The organism is Aeromonas sp. FDAARGOS 1405 (assembly GCF_019048265.1).
GTDB lineage: Bacteria > Pseudomonadota > Gammaproteobacteria > Enterobacterales > Aeromonadaceae > Aeromonas > Aeromonas veronii_A.
In genome coordinates this window covers 483,765-503,287 of record NZ_CP077311.1, presented here as the reverse complement: position 1 = coordinate 503,287, position 19,523 = coordinate 483,765, and the positions used below count along the sequence as shown (strand labels likewise).

The following is a 19,523-nucleotide window of genomic DNA, read 5'->3' as shown; positions in this document are numbered from 1 at the left end:
CGGCTGTCTTGTTGGCCCTGCGGGGCCTTTTTTATCTCGCTCCCGTGATCTTGCCTGCAAGGTGGCGTGGTTCTGCCCTCCCTCGGGATGAAAGGAGTTCCTATGAAATGTATCGGTCTGTTGGGTGGCATGAGCTGGGAGTCCACCGTCAGTTACTATCAGGCGCTCAACCGCGGGGTGCGGGCGCAGCTTGGCGGTTTGCACTCGGCGCGAGTGCTATTGAGCAGTGTGGATTTTGCCGAGATAGAGCGGCTGCAGCATGTTGGTGACTGGCCCGCCACCGCTCGCCTGTTGGTGGCCGAAGCTCAGGCTATCTAGGCCGGCGGCGCCGATTTCTTGCTGATCGGCACCAACACCATGCACAAGGTCGCCCCCGAGATTGAGGCCGCCATCGATATCCCGCTGCTCCATATCGCCGATGCCACCGCGGCCAAATTGCGGGCTGACGGGATCACCCGAGTCGGCCTGCTCGGCACCCGCTTCACCATGGAGCAGGATTTCTACAAGGGGCGTTTGCAGGCGCGCTTCGGGTTTACTGTGCTGGTACCCGATGAGGCAGGGCGGGAGCGGGTACACAGGATCATCTATGACGAGCTTTGTCTGGGGGAGATCCGTGCATCGTCGCGGGCCGAGTATCTGGCGATTATCGAGGGGCTGGCAGCCGCGGGTGCCGAGGCGGTGATCCTCGGCTGCACCGAGATTGCCCTGCTGGTGGGGGATGCCAGAGCCGCCGTGCCGCTCTACGACACCACTGCCATCCATGCCGAAGCGGCGGTCGCGCTGGCACTGGCAGCCGATTAATAAACTGGTCAGATCTCACTATTCATGCTTGTCTCATACCCCTTGCCATAAAAGCGTGTAAAATTGCGCCCTGAATTTTCCCCGGCCAACAAGGGTTGGCTGCGGTTTCCTAGCATGCAAGGCTGACATTGTGACTGAAGTAGATAGATTCGCGGATATTCGCCCCTACCGCGATGAAGAAGTGCCGGCAGCCATCGAACGGCTGATCCAGGATGATGAATTTATCGGCGCCATCGCCAAGTATCGTTTCGGTTCCCTGATGAGCTGGCTGGGTTGGGCCATCCGCCCGATGATCCGCCTGTTCCTGCGCCGTAAATGGTCAAAAGTGACCACGGTGCATCAGGTCCAGATGGGGGTGACTCGCTATATGTCCCGCATGATCGCCACCTCCACCAAGGGGGTGACCTTCTCCGGGCTCGAACATCTGAAGAAGGAGCAGGGCTACCTGTTTGTCTCCAACCACAGAGACATCGCCATGGACCCGGCGTTCGTCAACTGGGGGTTGCACACCCACGGTTTCGATACCGTACGTATCGCCATCGGCGACAACCTGCTGCGCAAGCCCTGCGCCACCGAGCTGATGAAGCTCAACAAGAGCTTTATCGTCAAGCGTTCCGCCAAGGGGCCGCGGGAGATGATGAAAGCGCTCGGCGAGCTGTCGGCCTATATAGGTCAGTCGGTCCACGAGGGGCACTCCATCTGGATCGCCCAGAAAGAGGGGCGGGCCAAGGATGGGGATGACAAGACCGATCCGGCCATCCTCAAGATGTTTTATGTCGACGGCAAGAAGCAGAAGATCGACTTTGTCGACTACATGCGTAGCCTCAATATCGTGCCGGTCAGCATCAGCTACGAGCTGGACCCCACCGACAAGGCGAAGGCGCGCGAGCTCTACGAGAAATCGGTCAACGGCAGCTACGAGAAGGGCGAGTTCGAAGATATCGAGAGCATTGTCGCCGGTATCGTCGGCATGAAGGGGCGGGTACATGTCTCTTTCGGCGCCCCCATTACCGAGGGCTTCAGCGATCCGGACGAACTGGCCGCGCTGATCGATAAGGCTATATGGAGCAGTTACCGCCTCTTCCCCAGCAACTATCTGGCAGCAGATGTGGCTGGCAAGGCCAATACCATCGAACAGGCTGCTTTCCTGACCCGTCAGTCAGAAGTGCCACAAGAGCACAAGGCTATCTGGCGTGCCATGTACGCCAAACCGGTGGAAAACGCCGAAAAGGCTTGAATGAAGCCGGTTGTTAAACGGTTTTGCGAAAAAAACGGGAGCTGATGCTCCCGTTTTTGCGTCTGGTCAAAGTCGAGGGGGAAAGGGTGGTGAATAATATGGTTTCAGCTGGTACGATCACCGTGAAAATGGAGTCCATACTCTTGGCAATCACTGGATGAGTGTGTAACAGTGCTCCAATATGCTGAATATGAACGTTAGCTCTAATCCCTCTGCACGGATCGCCGGGGGTATTATCGAAGGACCTGTAACAGGTCCTTTTTCATTGGGCGGAAAAGATGCCGCATAGATATATCTAACAGGAAGATACTCGCACCATGATCACCGGTAGCCTGAACACTTTGCAGCGGACACCGCTGCCTGCCCCGCTGGATCGCATCATGGTCGAGGTGGTCAAAAGTGTTACCCGCTGGCGCGATGCGCCCCTTGGCAAGAGCGAGATCGACGGTCTCAAGCTGTTCTGTCTGGTGAGCGAGGAGATGACCGAGCCCGCCACGGATCGCCGTGGTGAGTTTCACCGCGACTATCTCGATATTCAGCTGCTGCTGGATGGCGAAGAGTGGATAGGTGTCGGGCCCCATGAGTATGCGGATGAAGGTGCCGACCATCCCCATCCCGACCTCTGGTTTGTCGATGACGAGCAGACCAGCTATCTGGCGCTGCAACCTGGCGATTTCGCCATCTTCTGGCCGGGCGAGCTGCACCGCCCGCTCTGTACCTTCAACCAGCCCGCCAAGGTGAAGAAGCTGGTGGTCAAGGTACACAAGGAGCTGCTGGCTATCGCCTGAGCACTCCCATTGAGGCGAGCCCTGCGCAGCTGATGCGTTGAGACTCGCAAGCATTGAAACCAGTGATATGCACCACAAGTTGCGATCACTCTTTCAAGAGCAAGAATTGAAAAATTGGACGCACCCTCCTGCGACCATAAGCCCCCGGCAGGGGAATCCCATCCTCTTTTGGATGACACGACACTGTCGGCATAAAGCCGAAGCACAGGAAGATGTAGAAAATGAGCAAGTTGGTATTGATCCTTAACTGCGGTAGCTCTTCCCTGAAATTTGCCGTAATGGACGCCGAAACAGGTGAGGACATGCTGTCCGGCCTGGCCGAATGCTTCAATCTGGATGATGCACGTATCAAATGGAAACTCCACGGGGTCAAGGGCGAAGCCATGCTGGGAGCGGGTGCCGCTCACCAGGAGGCCCTCGACCATATCGTGGGTCACATCCTGCCGCAGGATCCGACTCTTGCCGAGCAACTGGTGGCCATCGGTCACCGAATCGTACACGGTGGCGAGCAGTTTTCCCGCTCCGTGCGCATTGATGACGGCGTGATCGCCGGTATCGAAGCCGCCATTCCGTTCGCCCCGCTGCACAACCCGGCCCACCTCATCGGTATTCGCGCCGCGCTGAAAGTGTTCCCGCAGCTGTCCGAGAAGAACGTGGCCGTCTTCGACACCGCTTTCCACCAGACTCTGCCGCAAGAGGCCTACCTCTATGCGCTGCCGCACAAGCTCTACCGCGAACACGGCATCCGTCGTTACGGTGCCCACGGTACTTCTCACCGCTACATCGCGGAAGAGGCCGCAAAAGAGCTGGGCAAGCCGTTGAATGAACTGAACATCATCAACTGCCACCTGGGTAACGGTGCCTCTGTCTGCGCCATCAAGAACGGCGAATCCGTAGACACCTCCATGGGGCTGACTCCGCTGGAAGGTCTGGCGATGGGTACCCGCTCCGGTGATATCGATCCGGCCGTGGTCTTCTTCATGCACGACCAGCTCGGTTACAGCGTTGAGCAGATCAACCACACCCTGACCCGTGAGTGCGGTCTGTTGGGGATGACCGAAGCGAGCAGCGATTGCCGCTACGTCACCACCAACTACGCCACCGACGCCGGTGCCAAGCGCGCGCTGGATGTCTTCACCTACCGTGTGGCCAAGTATGTCGGTGCCTACGCCGCTGCGATGGACGGTCGTCTGGACGCCGTGGTCTTCACCGGCGGTATCGGTGAGAACGCCGCCATGGTGCGCGAGATGGTGCTGAACCGCCTGGCTCTGTTCGGCTTCAAGGTGGACAAAGAGGCCAACAACGCCGCGGTACTGGGTGGCGAAGGTCGCATCACCACCGCCGACAGCCGTTGCGCCATGGTGATCCCAACCAACGAAGAGCTGGTCATCGCTCGCGATGCCCTGAGCCTGGTCTGCTAAGTCAGCCTCGCTTTGAAACAACGCCCGGCCTGTGCCGGGCGTTGTCATTTCTGGCGTACGCCGATTTGACATGGGGGAGGGGAGCGGTACCCTGACCACCACTGTTTTTGCAGCCAGCGGGCTGCCCGGTTCGGGAGAGAGCAATGAAAGAGGCGTTTTTTAACTGGTTGTCGGGCCTTGGGGTGGAGGTGACCAGCCTGATGGCGCTGGTGATCGCACTGGGCTTTATCGTCATCACCTCGTTGCTGCTGCACATGGCGCTGCACCGGGTACTGCTGGTCCGGCTGGTGGGGATCCTCGGCAAGGCCAAGCAGGTGTGGCTGCCGCCCCAGCTGCAACAGCGCCTCTTCAACCGGCTCGCCTTTGTGCTGCAGGGGGCCGTGCTGCTCGGTCAGGCGGAGATCTGGCTACCCCGCCAATCGGATAGCCTCAAGCTTATCGAGATGGTGGCCCAGCTCTGGATTTTGCTGTTCCTGCTGCTGGCCTTCTTCGCCCTGCTCGACTGCCTGTTGTCGGTGAGCCGTTACACCCGCCTTGGCCGGGATTTGCCCCTGCGCGGCATCTTCCAGGGGGCCAAGTTGGTAGGCAGCATTCTGGTGGGCATCCTGATGATCGCCCTGCTGCTCGGCAAGTCGCCGCTGTTCCTGTTCAGCGGTCTGGGTGCCATGACCGCAGTGCTGATGCTGGTATTCAAGGACCCTATCCTCGGGCTGGTGGCGGGGATCCAGCTCTCCGCCAACCGGATGCTGAGCGTCGGTGACTGGCTGCAGATGGACAAGTACGGCGCCGATGGCGAGGTGACCGACATCGGGCTTACCACGGTCAAAGTGTCGAACTGGGACAAGACCATTACCACCATTCCTACCTATGCCCTGATCTCCGACTCTTTCAAGAACTGGCAGGGGATGACCGAGTCGGGCGGCCGCCGCATCAAGCGCAGCGTCAATATCGACATGACCAGTGTGCGCTTTCTGACGGCCGAGGAGCAGTTGCAGCTCAAGCAGGCCCAACTGCTGGCACCCTATCTCAGCCGCAAGGAGCAGGAGCTGAGTGCCTACAACCAGCAGCTGAGCGATGCCCTGAGCTGCCCCATCAACGGTCGTCACCTCACCAACCTCGGCACCCTGCGCGCCTATCTGGATGCCTACCTGCGTGCCCACCCCGGCATTCGCAAGGACATGACCCTGATGGTGCGCCAGCTGGCACCCACGTCAGACGGTCTGCCGCTGGAAATTTACTGCTTTACCGCGACAACGGCATGGGCCGATTACGAAGGGATCCAGGCCGATATTTTCGACCATATCTTCGCCATCATTGAGCAATTTCATCTGCGGTTGCATCAATCTCCCACAGGTTACGACATGCGTGCCTGGCAACGGGGATAAACAGGGAAATGGGGCGGGTCGGGGACGCGGAAAAAACCGCATATTAATCATCGACCCGTCGCCACTTGTCAGTTGAAATTTGCCGTGCAGAGGAGAAAAATGGCGGCCTTCTCTTCGCGCCCCTGATCCCCTCTTGATCAGCTGCCAGCCCAGAGACGTCACTTCAAGTCATCATCATGGGAAAGTTATGAAGCTCCTTCGCAATAGTGTGGCAACACTCTGCTACAGCCTGCTGCTGACCGCTGCGCCGGTTTTCGCTGTTGAATATGCTCTGCCTGCGGCCAACAGCCGTTTGGTAGGGGAAAATCTGGAATACGTGGTTCCGGCCGAAGAGAACGGCCAGCCGCTGGAGGCCATTGCGGCCAAATTCCAGCTGGGGCTCACCAACATGACCGAAGCCAACCCCGATGCGGATCCCCTGCTGGTACAGACCGGCGAGAAGCTGGTGATCCCCCAGCAACTGATCCTGCCGGATGCACCCCGTGAAGGGATCGTGCTGAACGTGGCCGAGATGCGCCTCTACTACTACCCCAAGGGTAAAAAAGTGGTGGAAGTGCTGCCCATCGGCATCGGCCAGCTCGGCACCGATACTCCGGAAAACTGGGTGACCAGCGTGCAGCGCAAGAAAGCGGGCCCGACCTGGACCCCGACCGCCAAGATGCATGCCGAATACGCCGCCCGTGGCGAGAGCCTGCCTGCGGTATGGCCGGCCGGTCCGGACAACCCCATGGGTCTGTTCGCCCTCTACATCGGCAAGATGTACGCCATTCACGGTACCAACGCCAACTTCGGCATCGGCCTGCGGGTGAGCCACGGCTGTGTGCGCCTGCGCAACGATGACATCGCCTATCTGTTCAAGCAGGTACCGGTCGGTACTCGCGTCCAGTTCGTCAACCAGCCGATCAAGGCCTCTCTCGAGCCCAACGGTGTCCGCTATCTGGAAGTGCATCAGCCGCTGTCGCGCAGCGAAGAGGAGTTCAACTCCAAGCTGCCGGCACCGCTGCCGATGACCCCGGCGGTGACCCGCTTCATTGCCCACGCCGACAGCGACTCCCAACTGGTGAAGCAGGCGCTGGAGCAGCGCAACGGCATGCCGATGGCGATCAACCGCTAACGGCAAATCCCCGTCACGACAAAGGGCGAACAGCAAGCTGTTCGCCCTTTTTGTTTCTGCTGCGTTGACTCAGCTTCGCAGCAGATTTGCCTGCAGCTCGCTGCCGAGCTGATCGAGCAGCTGGTAGCGCGCCTTGTAGCTGGCCCGCTTGCGGGAGGGGATCTCCTCCAGCGTCTTGCGGGGCACCTCCAGCGGCAGGCTCATCCAGAGTTCATCCTGCACGCTGCCCTGATGCTCCTGCCACAAGCCGTCGAGGTCGAACTTGACCCGATCGGCGGTGCGCTTGCTGCTCTGATAGACGTGGCTTTGGGTGCGGATCCCGAGCAGGCTCTTGCACGCCAGCCCCCGGGCCAGCTCGGCGGCCATATAGACCAGCAGGGACATGGGGCGCAGCCCGCCGCACGCCTTGGTGACCTGCTTGATCTCCTCGCTCTGCCCCTTGCCGCCCTGCAGCGAGCAGATCTCGAGGGTCGGGTTCGGCGCGGGGCGCAGATTGAGGGCCATGTAATAGAGCGCCGCGTCACCCAGCTTGAGGGTCAGGCTCATCTCCCCCTCTTTGCCCATGTGGGTTTGGTAATCCAGTTGCAGGGTCAGCGGTGCCGTCAGCTTGTCGCTCTGCCACTGGGCCAGCAGCAGGCCGCGCCCGCTGTAGATTGCCAGTTGTTGCGCCTTGGGCAGCTGACGTGCCAGCTGCTGGTAGTGGCCGCTGATAAGCCCGGCTCGCAGGCGCTTGCGGAGCCCCTTGTGGCGATAGGGGTGGATCGGCTTTTCCAGAATATCGGGGAAGCGGCTGATCGCCTGCGCCAGCAGCGGTTGCTCCTGCTGCTGGCGATAGAGTGCGCGGGCGCCGGGATTGAGCCAGAGACGCCCCACATACTTGGCCCGTCGGATGAGATGACCCGACTCCTCCACCGGATGAAGGCGGCGGGCGAGGGTTCGCAGGTGTGACAGATGAGATGACATGGTGCCGACCTCTGACTGGTGTGATGAGACAGGGCGGGGAGTGTAGGAGCGGGGCGCTGGCTTGTAAAAAAATGGATAGTAACAAAATGTGAAAACATAACGCTCAATAGCCGCCGTTGCGGCGATATGGCAGCCACGGCCACGGCAGGAAATCTGGCGCCATCCTCTTGATGTGGCAGATGATTTGATGCGCAAAGGTTTTTATTGTGTTTTGTGTTTGTTAAAAGTGGTTGAGCTGGCGCGAACGGCTGATTAAGCTAGGCCGGTTTTTTAGGGATGAGCCCGTCACCAGAGCGGGCATAAAATGACACAAAACGGAGTTTCGCATGACAGCTAGCACACCCATGTTAATCACCTTCCTGGTGTATATCCTCGGAATGGTGTTGATCGGCTTCGTCGCCTATCGCGCCACCCGCAACTTTGATGACTACATTCTGGGCGGCCGCCGGATGGGGAGCTGGGTGACCGCTCTCTCCGCCGGCGCCTCCGACATGAGCGGCTGGCTGCTGATGGGCCTGCCCGGCGCCGTCTTCGTCAGTGGCATCTCCGAGAGCTGGATCGCTATCGGTCTGGTCATCGGCGCCTACCTCAACTGGCGCTGGGTAGCGGGTCGCCTGCGGGTACATACCGAGAAGAACCGCAATGCCCTGACCCTGCCGGACTATTTCACCTACCGCTTTGAAGATCACAGCAAGGTGCTGCGCATTCTCTCGGCGCTGGTGATCCTGCTCTTCTTCACCATCTATTGCGCCTCCGGCGTGGTGGCCGGTGCCCGTCTGTTCGAGAGCACCTTCGGCATGGATTACAACACCGCCCTCTGGGTAGGTGCCGCCGCCACCATCACCTACACCTTCTTCGGCGGCTTCCTCGCGGTGAGCTGGACCGATACGGTGCAGGCGACCCTGATGATCTTCGCCCTGATCCTGACCCCGGTCTTCGTCATCATCGCCGTCGGCGGGATAGACAGCGCCATGATCGAGGTGGCCGCCAAGAGCGCCACCAACCTCGACATGTTCAAGAATCTGGATGTGATCGCCATCATCTCGCTGATGGCCTGGGGCCTTGGCTACTTCGGTCAGCCCCACATTCTGGCCCGTTTCATGGCGGCGGACTCCCACCACTCCATGGCCAATGCCCGTCGCATCAGCATGACCTGGATGGTGTTCTGCCTCGCAGGCGCGGTGGCCATCGGCTTCTTCGGGCTGGCCTACTTCGCCCGCTTCCCGGAAGTGGCGGCTGGAGTGACCGGCAACCCGGAGCGGGTCTTTATCGAGCTCTCCAAGATCCTGTTCAACCCCTGGATCGCCGGTGTGCTGCTCTCCGCTATTCTGGCGGCGGTGATGAGCACTCTAAGTTGTCAATTACTGGTCTGCTCCAGCGCCATTACCGAGGATCTCTACAAGCCCTTCCTGCGCAAGAATGCCTCCCAGCGTGAGCTGGTGTGGGTGGGTCGCCTGATGGTGCTGCTGATCGCCGTGATTGCCATCGCCGTTGCCATGAATCCGGAAAACCGGGTGCTGGGGCTGGTGAGCTACGCCTGGGCCGGTTTCGGTGCCGCCTTTGGTCCCGTGGTGCTGCTCTCGGTGCTCTGGCCGAGAATGACCCGCAACGGCGCGCTGGCCGGCATGCTGGTCGGTGCTATCACAGTCATCGTCTGGAAGCAGTTCGGCTGGCTGGGGCTGTATGAGATCATTCCGGGCTTCCTGTTCGCACTGCTGGCCATCGTGGTGGGCAGTCTGCTGGGCGAAGCGCCCTCAAAAGCGATGCTGGAGCGTTTCCGCGATGCCGAGGAGGAGTACAACACCCCGGCCGAGAGCGCGGGAGAGCCGGTCGCGGTGAACTGATCCCCCTTACCGCTTTCTGATTGAGAGCCCCGCCCCCGGACAAGGAGCGCCCTGGTTGGCCATCCTTGCACCGGTTTGGCGGGGCTTTGTGCTATCTGATTCACTCTTGGGCACTTTTTTATGTTCGGCCAGTGGCTCCCGGGTGCTCGCTTTCTTTTGTCTTGGCACCGAATATGGGACACTAGGCCGCCTGAAGGAGACCTAGTGCATGCGGCTATTCACCCTGATCCTGATCCTCCTGCTGGGGGGACTGCAATATGACCTCTGGCTGGGGAAGAACGGGCTATCCGATTATCAGAACCTGTCGGAGGCCATCTCGCAGCAACAGCGGGACAACCAGACTCTCAAGGATCGTAACGACCTCATTTACCGCGAGATAGATGATCTCACCTCTGGCCTCGAGGCCATCGAGGAGTTGTCGCGCAACGATCTGGGTTACATCAAGCAGGGGGAGACCTTCTACCGGATCATCCCCAAAGAGAAAGACAAAGAGACAGCGCCGGACGATGAGCCCTACGATGACTGATGCCAGCCGGGTATCCGGCCTGACGGCGATCGTCCCTGCCGCCGGTATCGGCAGCCGGATGGGGGCCGATTGCCCCAAGCAGTACCTGCAACTGGCGGGTAAAACCATTCTCGAACATACCCTGGAGCGGCTGCTCTCCCACCCGGCTATCGCCCAGGTGATCGTGGCGCTGGCACCCCATGACCGCTGGTTCGAGGCCCTGCCCGTGGCGGCCGACCCGCGAATTGTGCGGGTAGAGGGAGGCGCCGAGCGCGCCTTTTCCGTCCTCAATGGCCTCCATGTGGCGCAAGGGGAGTGGGTGCTGGTGCACGATGCGGCCCGCCCCTGTCTGACTCACGGCGATCTCGATGCGCTGATTGCCGTGGCCATGGGCTGTGGCGGCGCCATTCTCGGCAGTCGGGTGCGCGATACCATGAAGCGCTCCGATGGGGAGGGCAATATCATCGCCACCGTCGAGCGCGAGCAGCTCTGGCATGCCCTGACGCCGCAGATGTTCCCGACCCGTGCCTTGAAGCGGGCGCTGGAGGAGGGACTGCTGCTGGGTGCCACCATCACCGACGAGGCCTCCGCCATGGAGCGGGCAGGATTTGCGGTGCGCATGGTGGAAGGGCGCGCCGACAATATCAAAGTGACCCGGCCAGAAGACTTGTCGCTGGCGGGGCTGTTTTTAAGCCAGCAGGCATAAGCCCCTCAGTCAGAACAGACCGTTCAGAGCAGAGTGTCTCTAACAAACAGGCCCGAACAAGGAGTTAGCATGATCCGGATTGGACATGGTGTGGACGTACACAAAATTGATGGGGTTGGTTTCAGCATGTTGGGAGGTGGCCGCTGATGATGCGCATTGGTCATGGTTTTGACGTGCACAAGATTGATGGGGTTGGTTTCAGCATGTCGGGAGGTCGTCTCTTATGATGCGCATTGGTCATGGTTTTGATGTACACAAGTTTGGCGGGGTTGGCCCCTGCATGCTGGGTGGCGTGCCGGTTCCCTACGAGCAGGGGCTGATTGCCCACTCCGACGGCGATGTGGTGCTGCACGCAGTGAGCGATGCCCTGTTGGGCGCCATTGGTGCCGGTGACATCGGTCGCCACTTCCCCGATACCGCTGCCGAGTTCAAGGGGATCGACAGCCGCATCCTGCTGCGGGATGTGTTTGCCCGGGTACAGAAGGCGGGGTATGCCATCGGCAACCTGGATGTGACCATCATCGCCCAAGCGCCCAAAATGGCCCCCCATATCGACGCCATGTGCGCCGTGCTGGCCGCCGACCTGCAATGTGATTTGAACCGGGTGAACGTCAAGGCGACCACCACCGAACAGCTTGGGTTTACGGGGCGCAAGGAAGGGATCGCCACCGAAGCCGTCGTCCTACTGGTGAAACAATAATGCTGGAACAACTTGCCTATCTGCACGGGGTGCCCACTGCCCGCGGTATCCTCAAGGCCGAGGCCGCCGATTTCGTGGTCAATGAGGATCTCGGCTTCGAGCCCTGCGGGGAAGGGGAGCATATTTTCGTCCGGGTGCGCAAAACCGGCGAAAACACCGCCTGGGTAGCGGGTCTGCTGGCCGATGCGGCCGGGGTCAACCGCAATGCGGTGACCTGGGCGGGCCTGAAGGATCGCCACGCGGTGACCGAGCAGTGGTTTGGCATTCACCTGCCGGGCAAGGCCGAGCCGGACTTGTCGGTCATCGAGAGCGACAGCATCCAGATCCTGCAAGCCAGGCGTCACAACCGCAAATTACGGGTCGGCTACCTCAAGGGCAACCATTTCACCCTGCGTCTCACCGGTCTGGAACAGGCCGACGGGCTGGAAGCGCGCCTGCAGGCCATCGCCACTCAGGGCGTGCCCAATTATTATGGTGAGCAGCGTTTTGGCCGCGATGGCAACAACCTGGAAGCGGCCAAGGCGATGTTTGCCGGCAAGCGGATCAAGGATCGCAACAAGCGCTCCCTCTACCTCTCTGCCGCCCGCAGCATGCTGTTCAACGCCATCGTCAGCGCCCGTATCGAACAGGGGCTGGCCCATCAGCTGCTGGCCGGTGATTGCGTGATGCTCAAGGGTAGCCACTCCATCTTCAGCGAAGAGAGCGTGACCCCCGAGCTGGAAGCGCGTCTCGCCTCCGGCGATGTGCAGCTCACCGCGCCCCAGTGGGGCCGTGGCCGTCTGGCCAGTCAGGGTGCCGCTGCCGAGTTCGAACAGGGCGTGCTGGCTCCTTACAGCGATTGGTGTGACGGGCTGGAGAAAGCCGGGCTGGAGCAGGACAGGCGCCCCCTGCTACTCAAGCCGGAGCAGATGAGCTGGCAGCTGGACGGCGAGGCGCTGACCCTCTCCTTCTTCCTGCCGGCGGGCGCGTTTGCCACCAGCGTGGTGCGCGAGTTAATGCAGGCCGAAGAGGCCGATCATGGTTTCAGGAATCAGACCGATGCGAATTCTGGTCAGTAATGATGATGGTGTGCATGCCGAGGGCATTAGAGCCCTCAGCGAGGCGCTGCGCGCCTGTGGCGAGGTCATTGTGGTGGCGCCGGATCGCAACCGTAGCGGTGCGAGTCACTCCCTGACGCTGGAAGTACCACTGCGGGTCACACACATTGCCCAAAGCGGTTACTATGCGGTGAAAGGCACGCCGACCGACTGCGTGCATCTGGCAGTCAACGAGCTGGTACGCCCGGAGCCGGACATGGTAGTGGCCGGCATCAATCACGGCGCCAACCTGGGAGATGATGTCATCTATTCGGGGACGGTCGCCGCGGCCACCGAGGGGCGCCATCTTGGTTACCCCTCCATCGCCATCTCGCTGGTGGGCAAGACCCACTTCGCCACGGCGGCCCACTATGCGGCCCTGCTGGTGAAGGGGCTGATGAAACACCCCCTGCCTGCCGATCAGATCCTCAACGTCAACGTGCCGGACTTGCCCCTCGAACAGATCAAGGGGATCAAGACCACCCGCCTTGGCAATCGCCACCGGGCGGAGTCGGTGATCCATACCGAGGATCCCCGTGGCCAGCCCATCTACTGGATTGGCCCTCCCGGCAGCCAGCAGGATGCCGGTGAAGGTACCGATTTTGCCGCCATCGAGCAGGGCTATGTCTCGATTACCCCTCTGACCATCGACATGACTGCCTATGACAGTCTCGCCGGTCTGGGGGCTTGGTTAGATCTGCAGGGATGAGGGTGGTGTGATAGTACAGCGCCTGTTAAATCAGCTCATTGCACAGGATATTCGCGATTTTCGCGTGCTGGCGACCATCGCGAAAGTGCCACGTCAGCTATTCGTGGACGAGGCCATGGCACACAAGGCGTGGGACAACACCGCCCTGCCCATTGGCCACGGCCAGACCATTTCGCAGCCTTATATGGTGGCGCGAATGACCGAGTTACTGATGCAAAACAATCCGGCCCATGTGCTGGAGATTGGCACTGGCTCGGGTTACCAGACGGCGATCCTCGCCCATCTGGTGGAGCATGTGTATACCGTTGAGCGGATCAAGTCGCTGCAGTTCCAGGCCCGGCGCCGGCTGCGCCAGCTCGATCTGCACAATGTCTCGGCCAAGCACGGCAACGGCTGGTTGGGGTGGCCCAACAAGGGGCCTTATGACGCCATTCTGGTGACGGCCGCGGCGAGCGAGATCCCGACGGCACTGACCGATCAACTGGCCGAAGGGGGGCGACTGGTGTTGCCTGTCGGTGACAGTCAGCAGACCCTGCAGCTGATTGAACGATCCGGCTCCCAGCTGACCAGCCGAATTCTGGAGCCGGTACGTTTTGTTCCCCTGATTGACGGAGATGTTGAGTGAAGTTGTTTTCCCGTTTGTATGTACTGGTGATGCAGTGGGCCCGCCACAAGCATGCTCCCTGGTATCTCTCCATCACCGCCTTTATCGAATCGGTATTCTGGCCGATCCCGGTGGATGTGATGCTGGCGCCGATGGCGCTCGCCAAGCCGCACAAGGCGTGGCACTACGCTACGCTGGCTACCGTATTCTCGGTGCTGGGTGCGCTGTTTGGCTATGCCCTTGGCTACGCCTTGTGGGATCCGGTGGTGCTGCCACTGGTGGAGTCTGTTGGCTATCAGGGAAAGATCGAGATCGCCCGCCACTGGTTTGAGCAGTGGGGGATCTGGGTCATTTTCATTGCCAGCTTCACCCCGATCCCCTACAAGGTGTTTACCGTGACGGCTGGGTTGTTGCAAATGGCTCTGTTGCCTTTCATCATCACCTCCCTCATCGGTCGTGGCATGCGCTTTTTCCTGGTTGCTGGCCTGATGCGTTGGGGGGGCGAGAAGATGGAACGCAAACTGATGCACTATGTAGATGTGCTCGGTTGGCTCTGTATTGGTCTGGCCGTGGTGGCCTATTTCTGGTTTAGTCGTTAAGGATCCATTATGCGTTCGCGTATTTGGCAGGGAAGCAGTGTCGTGGTGTTGTCCTGGCTGCTGCTTGCCTGCTCCTCCAGTAAAACTGCAGCTCCGGTGGATGGGGTCGGTGATGATCAGTTCGTCTCGACCATTCCGGCTCGCCATAGTGGTGCCCAGGTCAGCGCCCCTATTCAGGGCGGCAGCTATGTGGTGAAGAAGGGGGATACTCTCTACTCCATCGCTTTTAACTCCGGTAATGATGTGCCCTCACTGGCCAGCCTCAACAATATCAGCCCGCCCTACAACATCTATCCGGGGCAGCGGCTGCGCCTCGATGGCTCCAGTGCCAGTGTTGGCAGCAGCCGCAGTACGGGGACCTATCAGGTACGTCGCGGCGATACCCTGAGCAGCATCGGTCGCCAGTTTGGCATGAGTGCGCAGGCGCTGGCCCAGAGCAATAACCTGAGCGCCCCTTATGCGCTGCAACCGGGTCAGGTGCTCAATGTACAGTCCGGTGGCAACACAACCCAGATGGTGGCTGTGACTCGTCCGACAACCGTGACGCCGGTGGCCGTGAGCCGTCCGAGCAGCGGTCCGCGTCCGTTGGCCGAGCCTAGCGGATCTGGTCAGACCACGCCGTTCATCTCTCAGAAATCCGTTGCTCCGGCAGCACCGAAGGAATACGCTCAGGTCAAAGAACAAAAAACAAACAACTCCCAGTCGAGACTTGCTTGGCACTGGCCCGCAAAAGGTCGGATTGTCGAGGGGTTCTCTGTTGCAGAACAGGGTAACAAGGGGATCGACATAGCCGGCCAGAAGGGGCAACCCGTCTACGCCGCCAGCAGCGGTAAAGTGGTATACGCTGGCAGTGCTTTAAGGGGGTATGGCAAGCTGATTATCCTCAAGCATGATGATGACTATCTCTCCGCCTACGCACACAACGACGAGTTGCGGGTGAAGGAAGGGGACAGCGTCAAGGGGGGATCGGTCATTGCCAACATGGGTAGCACGGACGCGCCGGATGTGCGATTGCATTTCGAGATCCGGTACAGAGGCAAGTCGATCAATCCGATGAGCTATTTGCCAAAGCGTTAACCCCAGAGAGACCGTCTTACTCTGGTAACGTCAGGGAGACACACCATGAGCCAAGAACAACTGGTAATGCAGGATGCAGAGTTAGAGTTTGACGCTGAACCCGAATCTCACGAGGTAGAAGAGTTGCAGGAGGTAGCCGCCGAGGCGGACGAGAGTATCTCCGATGAGTTGCTGGCACCTGAGCTGAACAAGGTGATGGATGCCACGCAACTCTATCTGGGGGAGATAGGTTTCTCCCCGCTGCTCACTGCCGAAGAGGAAGTCTACTACGCCCGTCGTGCCTTGCGAGGTGACAAAGCAGCCCGCAAGCGCATGATCGAGTCCAACCTGCGACTGGTGGTGAAAATCGCCCGTCGTTACAATAACCGCGGCCTGGTGCTGCTGGATCTTATCGAAGAGGGCAACCTCGGTCTTATCCGTGCGGTCGAGAAGTTTGACCCCGAGCGAGGCTTCCGTTTCTCTACCTATGCCACCTGGTGGATCCGCCAGACCATCGAACGGGCCATCATGAACCAGACCCGTACCATCCGTCTGCCTATTCATGTGGTCAAAGAGTTAAACGTTTACCTGCGCACTGCGCGCGAACTCTCTCACCGCCTCGATCATGAACCGACCGCCGAGGATATCGCCTTCGCGCTGGATCGTTCGGTGGATGATGTGAACCGCATGCTCAAGCTCAACGAGAAGATCACCTCGGTGGACACCCCCATCGGCGGCGATCGCGACAAGGCGCTGCTGGATGTGCTCTCCGACGAGCGCGGCATGGGGCCTGAGCTGGAGTCACAGGAAGATGATATGCGTAGCAGCATCGTGCACTGGCTGGAGGAGCTCAATCCCAAGCAGCGGGAAGTGCTGGCCCGTCGTTTCGGTCTGCTGGGTTACGAGCCCGCCACCCTCGAGGATGTGGGGGCCGAGATTGGCCTGACCCGCGAGCGGGTACGCCAGATCCAGGTGGAGGGGCTGCGCCGTCTGCGGGAGATCCTGCTGAGCCAGGGGCTCTCTATTGAGGCTCTGTTTAGAACAAACTGAGTCCAGAACCAACTGATTAGCGGAACAAACTAATCAGGGTTATAACGCCAGCCAAATAGCACGAGGGGAGCAACAGCTCCCCTCGTTTTTTATTGCCTGTCGTCTGGCGATGCCGATGCGGTTATACCAGCTCAGCCAGCATGGTGTCGGCGTAGGGCACCAGTGCTTCGCCATTTTTCACTTTGGCGAGATAGTCCGGGTTGGCGATAAGCGGACGACCGATGGCCACCAGATCGAAGCGGTTGGCCTCGATGGCTGCTGCGGCGCGCTCGGCGTCGTAGTTGCCCACCCCGACCAGATTGCCCTTGTAGTGGGCGCGCAGATAGTCGGAGGCGCGGCCACCCAGATAATCGAAGGTGAGGTTGTCATCGAAGATGCCGAGGTGGATATAGGCCAGCGGGCGATCGTTGAGCTTGCCCAGCAGGTAGTCGAACACGGCGCGATCTTCTTGGCTGCCCGCCAGATGGACATAGGCACCCGGGGAGAGGCGAATACCAACCCGATCACCGCCGATGCGGGTGCTGATGGCATCGACCACTTCCAGCGCGAAGCGGCTCATCTTTTCCGGGCTGCCACCGTAGTTGTCGGTGCGCAGGTTGGTGGAGTGGTGCAGGAACTGGTCGATCAGGTAGCCGTTGGCACCGTGGATCTCCACCCCGTCAAAGCCCGCCTCGATGGCGTTGGCTGCGGCTTGGGCGTAATCCTGCACCAGCTGGGTGATTTCGGCCTCGGTCAGGGCACGCGGCACCTGATAGGTCAGCTCGCGCATGCGGGGCACAGTGCCCTCGTGCGCCACGGCAGAGGGGGCCAGCACTTCCGCCTGATGGAAGAAGGGGTGGGAGAGGCGGCCGACGTGCCACAGCTGGGCGAAGATCTTGCCGCCCTTGGCGTGCACGGCGCTGGTCACTCTCTTCCAGCCATCGATCTGCGCCTGAGTGAAGAGACCCGGGGTATTGGGGTAGCCCTGCGCGTCGGGGCGGATGATGACGGCCTCGGAAACAATCAGGCCGATGTCGGCGCGGCGGCCGTAATAGGCTGCCATCTGCTCGGTCGGCACCAGACCTGGGCCTGCCATGCAGCGGGTGAGCGGGGCCATCATGAAACGGTTGGCCAGGGTCAGAGTGTCATTGAGTCGATACGGCTGAAACAGAGTATTCATGATAGGTTGTCCTGAACGGGTTATTCTTGAACGTGCATTCAAGACGTTTTTTGCGTCGGGTGCAAGCTTTTTTTGAATGCGCGTTCAAGAAGGTTGGCCCGAGCGGGCGGCTGGGGTAAACTTGCCGCCCTTTCCAGCCACTCTTTATCGGCGGGCCCTGTTGCCTCTTGCCGGTGAACCATTTCCCACGGGAGGAACCATGCGCATAGCCGAGTTTGATCGGGACGAGGTACTGCGAAATGCCATGGAAGCGTTTCGCGCCAAGGGATATGCCAAGACCACCATGCAGGAGCTGGTGGCCGCCACCGGCCTGCACCCGGGCAGCATTTACGGCGCCTTTGGCAACAAGCGCGGCCTGCTGCTGGCGGCGGTGGATCACTATGTCGAGGGTAAACGCACCCTGCGCCGCTCATTGCTCGACAACCCGAGCCCGCTGGCGGGCCTTGCTGCCTATCTCGACCGGATTGTGGGGGAGGCGCTCTGCGGCTCCTGTCTGGTGACCCGCACCATGATGGAGCTGAGCGAGCAGGATGAGGAGCTGACCCAGCGGGTCAAGGGGATCTATGGCGAGCTGGAGCAGGATCTGGCCGAGTTGCTGACACAGGCGCAGGCCAAGGGCGAGCTGGCCCCGGATAGCAATATCCACACCCTCACCGCCCTGCTGCTGATCAACCTGCAAGGGTTGGTCACCTTCGCCCAGTGCCGTCCCGATCGCCCCCTGCTCGACGACGTAGTCGCCCAGCTGATGCGGGCCCTGCGGGCGTAACGCGATACAGCAGAAACAACAGTGGCTCCCTCGGGAGCCACTGTTGTTTTTGGGAGGCTTACCTCAGCATTACCTCGGCCCCACCAGCTCTTTCATCAAATCTTTCAGCCATACCAGTGCGGGTTGTTGCGCGTGCACGGGGTGCCAGACGCAGTTGAGGTGATAATCCGGCACGTCTTCGGGCAGCGGCAGGCTTTTCAGCGGCCAGTGGGTGGCGAGCAGCTCGGCCACCATGCTGGGCAGCACCAAGAGGTGATCGCTCTGGCTGACGATGGCGGCGGCGGACATATAGCTCTGGCTGTTGACCGAGATGGTGCGGCTAAAGCCCTGACTCTTCAGATAGCGGTCGAGGCTCGCCTCCGAGGTGCCAAGGGGCGAGTGGAACACATGGGGCATGGCGATAAGCTGCTGCAAGGTGATGCGCTCCATCCACTGGGAGGGGTCATCCTCGGCCCCGGCGGGGGCCGATTTGGCAATGGGCAGATCGGCGCGCACCAGCCCGGCCAGCGGCTCGGTGAGCCAGGTCTCCTTGCCCAGATACCCCGGTACCTGCATGTATTCGTCAAAGCCCAGCACCAGATCGATCTCGCCGCTTGCCAGCTCGGCTTCGGGCAGGGTGTCGCGCAGGATGCGGATCTCGATGGTGACCCCCGGCGCCAGCCGTCTGAGCCGCTGAATAAGCGGCGGGATCAGCACGCACTCCACGTAATCTGTGGTGCAGAGCACGAAGCGCCGCTTCGACTGGCTCGGCTCGAACTCTTCTTCCTCGGTGAGCTGCTGCTCCAGCAGCCGCAGTGCCTGCTGTACCCCGAGGTGCAGCCGCTGGGCGCGCGGGGTCGGCAGCATCCCCTGCGGGGTGCGTACCAGCAGCGGGTCGCCGAGAAAGGTGCGCAGCCGGTTAAGGGAGTGGCTCATGGCGGGCTGGCTGATAAAGAGCGCCTCGGCGGCGCGGGTGACGCTGCCCTGCGTCATCAGGGCGTCAAACGCGAGCAGCAGATTGAGGTCGAGTTGGTGCAGTTTCATGGGGGGATTATTCGTCG

At 60.5% G+C, this 19,523-nt stretch carries 19 protein-coding genes and 1 pseudogene; 17 read left to right on the top strand and 3 right to left on the bottom strand.

Going from position 1 to position 19,523, the window contains the following annotated elements:
• Positions 1 to 102 precede the first annotated feature (102 nt).
• From I6L35_RS02320 to I6L35_RS02295, 6 genes and pseudogenes are all read left to right on the top strand, one after another.
• Positions 103 to 801 (top strand): annotated as a pseudogene (locus I6L35_RS02320) (aspartate/glutamate racemase family protein).
• A gap of 130 nt (positions 802 to 931) precedes the next feature.
• Complete coding sequence (locus I6L35_RS02315; protein WP_216979439.1) at positions 932 to 2,038, top strand: 1-acyl-sn-glycerol-3-phosphate acyltransferase; 1,107 nt, start codon at positions 932 to 934, stop codon at positions 2,036 to 2,038.
• Positions 2,039 to 2,355: 317 nt separating this feature from the next.
• Positions 2,356 to 2,826 (top strand): YhcH/YjgK/YiaL family protein, encoded by a 471-nt coding sequence (locus I6L35_RS02310; protein ID WP_216979438.1) that lies wholly within the window; start codon positions 2,356 to 2,358, stop codon positions 2,824 to 2,826.
• 221 nt (positions 2,827 to 3,047) lie between these two features.
• The gene (locus I6L35_RS02305; protein WP_216979437.1) at positions 3,048 to 4,247 is read left to right on the top strand and encodes an acetate kinase; all 1,200 of its coding nucleotides are present in this window, start codon (positions 3,048 to 3,050) and stop codon (positions 4,245 to 4,247) included.
• Positions 4,248 to 4,390: 143 nt separating this feature from the next.
• Positions 4,391 to 5,632: a mechanosensitive ion channel family protein gene (locus I6L35_RS02300; RefSeq protein WP_005335524.1), complete on the top strand. Its 1,242-nt coding sequence runs from the start codon at positions 4,391 to 4,393 to the stop codon at positions 5,630 to 5,632.
• Positions 5,633 to 5,819: 187 nt separating this feature from the next.
• The gene (locus I6L35_RS02295; RefSeq protein ID WP_005354531.1) at positions 5,820 to 6,746 is read left to right on the top strand and encodes a L,D-transpeptidase family protein; all 927 of its coding nucleotides are present in this window, start codon (positions 5,820 to 5,822) and stop codon (positions 6,744 to 6,746) included.
• 69 nt (positions 6,747 to 6,815) lie between these two features.
• Here I6L35_RS02295 and I6L35_RS02290 read toward each other — a convergent pair whose 3' ends face one another.
• Positions 6,816 to 7,709 (bottom strand): DUF535 family protein, encoded by an 894-nt coding sequence (locus tag I6L35_RS02290; RefSeq protein WP_100652902.1) that lies wholly within the window; start codon positions 7,707 to 7,709, stop codon positions 6,816 to 6,818.
• Between the two features lie 326 nt (positions 7,710 to 8,035).
• Here I6L35_RS02290 and putP point away from each other — a divergent pair, with 326 nt between their 5' ends.
• The 10 genes from putP (at position 8,036) to rpoS (ending at position 16,558) form a co-directional block, all read left to right on the top strand.
• Positions 8,036 to 9,553 carry a sodium/proline symporter PutP gene (gene putP / locus I6L35_RS02285; protein ID WP_201986304.1) on the top strand — a complete coding sequence of 506 codons (1,518 nt, stop codon included), beginning with the start codon at positions 8,036 to 8,038 and terminating at the stop codon, positions 9,551 to 9,553.
• 208 nt (positions 9,554 to 9,761) lie between these two features.
• Entirely contained in the window at positions 9,762 to 10,079 is a 318-nt protein-coding gene (gene ftsB / locus I6L35_RS02280; RefSeq protein ID WP_005335520.1) for a cell division protein FtsB, read from the top strand.
• A complete protein-coding gene (gene ispD, locus I6L35_RS02275) occupies positions 10,072 to 10,764 on the top strand; it encodes a 2-C-methyl-D-erythritol 4-phosphate cytidylyltransferase (RefSeq protein ID WP_216979436.1) in 693 nt (230 codons plus the stop codon). Before ftsB ends, ispD begins: the two co-directional genes overlap by 8 nt.
• A gap of 223 nt (positions 10,765 to 10,987) precedes the next feature.
• Positions 10,988 to 11,464, top strand: a complete 477-nt coding sequence (ispF, locus tag I6L35_RS02270; RefSeq protein WP_216979435.1) for a 2-C-methyl-D-erythritol 2,4-cyclodiphosphate synthase — start codon at positions 10,988 to 10,990, stop codon at positions 11,462 to 11,464.
• Positions 11,464 to 12,522, top strand: coding sequence for a tRNA pseudouridine(13) synthase TruD (truD, locus tag I6L35_RS02265; protein WP_216979434.1), 1,059 nt, complete (start codon positions 11,464 to 11,466; stop codon positions 12,520 to 12,522). The genes ispF and truD overlap by 1 nt, the downstream gene beginning before the upstream one ends.
• Positions 12,503 to 13,249: a 5'/3'-nucleotidase SurE gene (gene surE, locus I6L35_RS02260; RefSeq protein WP_216979433.1), complete on the top strand. Its 747-nt coding sequence runs from the start codon at positions 12,503 to 12,505 to the stop codon at positions 13,247 to 13,249. The genes truD and surE overlap by 20 nt, the downstream gene beginning before the upstream one ends.
• A 7-nt stretch (positions 13,250 to 13,256) precedes the next feature.
• The gene (locus I6L35_RS02255) at positions 13,257 to 13,874 is read left to right on the top strand and encodes a protein-L-isoaspartate(D-aspartate) O-methyltransferase (RefSeq protein ID WP_005335507.1); all 618 of its coding nucleotides are present in this window, start codon (positions 13,257 to 13,259) and stop codon (positions 13,872 to 13,874) included.
• On the top strand, positions 13,871 to 14,452 hold the full coding sequence (locus I6L35_RS02250; protein ID WP_216979432.1) for a YqaA family protein: 582 nt from the start codon (positions 13,871 to 13,873) through the stop codon (positions 14,450 to 14,452). Before I6L35_RS02255 ends, I6L35_RS02250 begins: the two co-directional genes overlap by 4 nt.
• Before the next feature lie 9 nt (positions 14,453 to 14,461).
• The gene (locus I6L35_RS02245) at positions 14,462 to 15,529 is read left to right on the top strand and encodes a LysM peptidoglycan-binding domain-containing protein (protein WP_216979431.1); all 1,068 of its coding nucleotides are present in this window, start codon (positions 14,462 to 14,464) and stop codon (positions 15,527 to 15,529) included.
• Between the two features lie 45 nt (positions 15,530 to 15,574).
• Positions 15,575 to 16,558: an RNA polymerase sigma factor RpoS gene (rpoS, locus tag I6L35_RS02240; RefSeq protein WP_216979430.1), complete on the top strand. Its 984-nt coding sequence runs from the start codon at positions 15,575 to 15,577 to the stop codon at positions 16,556 to 16,558.
• A 121-nt stretch (positions 16,559 to 16,679) separates the two neighbouring features.
• Here rpoS and I6L35_RS02235 read toward each other — a convergent pair whose 3' ends face one another.
• Positions 16,680 to 17,717, bottom strand: a complete 1,038-nt coding sequence (locus I6L35_RS02235) for an alkene reductase (protein WP_216979429.1) — start codon at positions 17,715 to 17,717, stop codon at positions 16,680 to 16,682.
• 199 nt (positions 17,718 to 17,916) lie between these two features.
• Between I6L35_RS02235 and I6L35_RS02230 the strand changes: the two genes are divergently transcribed.
• Entirely contained in the window at positions 17,917 to 18,483 is a 567-nt protein-coding gene (locus I6L35_RS02230; RefSeq protein WP_005335495.1) for a TetR/AcrR family transcriptional regulator, read from the top strand.
• A gap of 69 nt (positions 18,484 to 18,552) precedes the next feature.
• On the opposite strand, the gene I6L35_RS02225 is transcribed toward I6L35_RS02230, so the two are convergent.
• The gene (locus tag I6L35_RS02225; RefSeq protein ID WP_058059628.1) at positions 18,553 to 19,506 is read right to left on the bottom strand and encodes a LysR family transcriptional regulator; all 954 of its coding nucleotides are present in this window, start codon (positions 19,504 to 19,506) and stop codon (positions 18,553 to 18,555) included.
• Between the last annotated feature and the right edge of the window lie 17 nt (positions 19,507 to 19,523).

Bases quoted from the DNA above. Each gene is read 5' to 3' on its own strand.
- I6L35_RS02310 (WP_216979438.1), top strand. From the start codon at position 2,356: ATGATCACCGGTAGCCTGAACACTTTGCAGCGGACACCGCTGCCTGCC.
- I6L35_RS02305 (WP_216979437.1), top strand. From the start codon at position 3,048: ATGAGCAAGTTGGTATTGATCCTTAACTGCGGTAGCTCTTCCCTGAAA.
- I6L35_RS02300 (WP_005335524.1), top strand. From the start codon at position 4,391: ATGAAAGAGGCGTTTTTTAACTGGTTGTCGGGCCTTGGGGTGGAGGTG.
- I6L35_RS02295 (WP_005354531.1), top strand. From the start codon at position 5,820: ATGAAGCTCCTTCGCAATAGTGTGGCAACACTCTGCTACAGCCTGCTG.
- I6L35_RS02290 (WP_100652902.1), bottom strand. From the start codon at position 7,709: ATGTCATCTCATCTGTCACACCTGCGAACCCTCGCCCGCCGCCTTCAT.
- putP (WP_201986304.1), top strand. From the start codon at position 8,036: ATGACAGCTAGCACACCCATGTTAATCACCTTCCTGGTGTATATCCTC.
- ftsB (WP_005335520.1), top strand. From the start codon at position 9,762: ATGCGGCTATTCACCCTGATCCTGATCCTCCTGCTGGGGGGACTGCAA.
- ispD (WP_216979436.1), top strand. From the start codon at position 10,072: ATGACTGATGCCAGCCGGGTATCCGGCCTGACGGCGATCGTCCCTGCC.
- ispF (WP_216979435.1), top strand. From the start codon at position 10,988: ATGATGCGCATTGGTCATGGTTTTGATGTACACAAGTTTGGCGGGGTT.
- truD (WP_216979434.1), top strand. From the start codon at position 11,464: ATGCTGGAACAACTTGCCTATCTGCACGGGGTGCCCACTGCCCGCGGT.
- surE (WP_216979433.1), top strand. From the start codon at position 12,503: ATGCGAATTCTGGTCAGTAATGATGATGGTGTGCATGCCGAGGGCATT.
- I6L35_RS02245 (WP_216979431.1), top strand. From the start codon at position 14,462: ATGCGTTCGCGTATTTGGCAGGGAAGCAGTGTCGTGGTGTTGTCCTGG.
- rpoS (WP_216979430.1), top strand. From the start codon at position 15,575: ATGAGCCAAGAACAACTGGTAATGCAGGATGCAGAGTTAGAGTTTGAC.
- I6L35_RS02235 (WP_216979429.1), bottom strand. From the start codon at position 17,717: ATGAATACTCTGTTTCAGCCGTATCGACTCAATGACACTCTGACCCTG.
- I6L35_RS02230 (WP_005335495.1), top strand. From the start codon at position 17,917: ATGCGCATAGCCGAGTTTGATCGGGACGAGGTACTGCGAAATGCCATG.
- I6L35_RS02225 (WP_058059628.1), bottom strand. From the start codon at position 19,506: ATGAAACTGCACCAACTCGACCTCAATCTGCTGCTCGCGTTTGACGCC.